A 1525-nucleotide genomic window follows, 5' to 3' on the forward strand; every position below is an offset into this window, starting at 1 on the left:
CGGAACCTGTCAAGTCAAGTGAGACGTTTTCGTGGTCAGGTGTTCTGTAGTTCGGTGGGTTGAGCTGCGGGTTTGTTGATCCACACGGTGTTGGGCAGGGCCGGGGGTCGGGGGCGGCGGGTGAACCGGTCGGGGTGGGCCCGCCAGGCGGTGTCGAGGGTGCGTTGCCGCTGGTCGTGTACGTCTCCGGCGGTGCCGTAGTGCACCGATGCCGGGGTGTGCAGGCCGATCCCGCTGTGGCGGTGCTCGTGGTTGTAGTAGGTGAAGAACTCGGTGCAGAACTCGCGGGCGTGGGCGAGGGAGACGAACCGGTCGGGGAACGCGGGACAGTACTTCAACGTCTTGAACTGCGCCTCGGAGTACGGGTTGTCGTTCGACACCCGGGGCCGGGAGTACGAGCGGGTGACGTCAAGGTCGGAGAGCAACTCGGCGACGGGTTTCGAGGTCATCGACGAGCCCCGGTCGGCGTGCAGGACCTCGGGCCGGACCCGGTTACGGGCGATGGCGTCATCGATCAACTCCCGGGCGAGCATCGAGTCCTCGCCGGCCGCGACGTGCCAGCCGACGACGTACCGGGAGTACACGTCGATGATCACGTACAGGTGGTAGAACACGCCCCGCGCCGCGGTTTTCAGGCGGGTGATGTCCCATGACCACACCTGCGACGGTCCGGTGGCGGCCAGCTGCGGGATGGTGCGTGGCGGGTGGGTGGCCTGCCGCCTGCGTTCCCGGCTCTCCCCGGCCTCGCGCAGGATCCGGTACATCGTGGACTGCGAGCACCAGTACACACCCTGGTCGAGTTCGCGGGCCCAGACCTGCGCCACGGACATCTCCGCGTACTCATCCCGATGCAGCAGATCGAGGACCGCGCGGCGTTCGGCCTCGCCCAGCGTCGACGGTGGGGGTGTCTTCGGCCGGTGCGGCCGGGACACCACGGGCTGCTGCTGGCGCCGGTAGTGCGTGGCGCGGGACCGGCCGGTCAACCGGCACGCCCCGGCCACACCCAGCAGCGGCACCAGCTTGTCGAACGCCGTGTTCAGCGCCTGCGCGGCCGCGTCGGGGTGTCGTCCGCGCTCTCGGACAAGCTTTCCAAGAGCGCGTGCGCTTTTCCCATGATCTCCAACGCGGCCTTCGTCCGCGCCAAGTCCGCTTCCAGACGCTCGTTACGCCGCCGCAACCGCTCAACCTCGGCCGCCTCCGCGCTACGCCGGCGGCTCTCCCCAACAGGGCTTTTTCGAGAGCCGAGAGCGGTCAACGCCCCGGCATCCCGCGCGGCCCGCCACTCCAGGATGTGGGAGTGGTACAGGCCCTCCCGGCGCAGGATCGCCGCCCCCTCACCCGAGGCCTTCGCCGCGTCGTACTCCGCCACGATCCGCAGCTTGTACTCCGCGGTGAACGTCCGCCGCTTCGGCCGTCCGCCCTGCTCACCCGGGGTGTTGGGTAGTGTCACGATGATCCTCTTCCTGTCTCCCGTCGAGCCTAGCTCGACCGGAACGGCTGTCTCATCTCAGCCTGACAGACAGGG

2 protein-coding genes are annotated in these 1525 nt (G+C 68.7%); both read right to left on the reverse strand.

Annotated features, from left to right (window positions below; genetic code table 11):
• Positions 1-35: 35 nt before the first annotated feature.
• The gene (locus ACL02O_RS34150) at positions 36-1016 is read right to left on the reverse strand and encodes an IS3 family transposase (protein WP_412822311.1); all 981 of its coding nucleotides are present in this window, start codon (positions 1014-1016) and stop codon (positions 36-38) included.
• A 20-nt stretch (positions 1017-1036) separates the two neighbouring features.
• The gene (locus ACL02O_RS34155; protein ID WP_412822312.1) at positions 1037-1450 is read right to left on the reverse strand and encodes a transposase; all 414 of its coding nucleotides are present in this window, start codon (positions 1448-1450) and stop codon (positions 1037-1039) included.
• Positions 1451-1525 lie beyond the last annotated feature (75 nt).

It is taken from the genome of Micromonospora mangrovicola (genome assembly GCF_047200535.1).
Lineage (GTDB): Bacteria > Actinomycetota > Actinomycetes > Mycobacteriales > Micromonosporaceae > Micromonospora.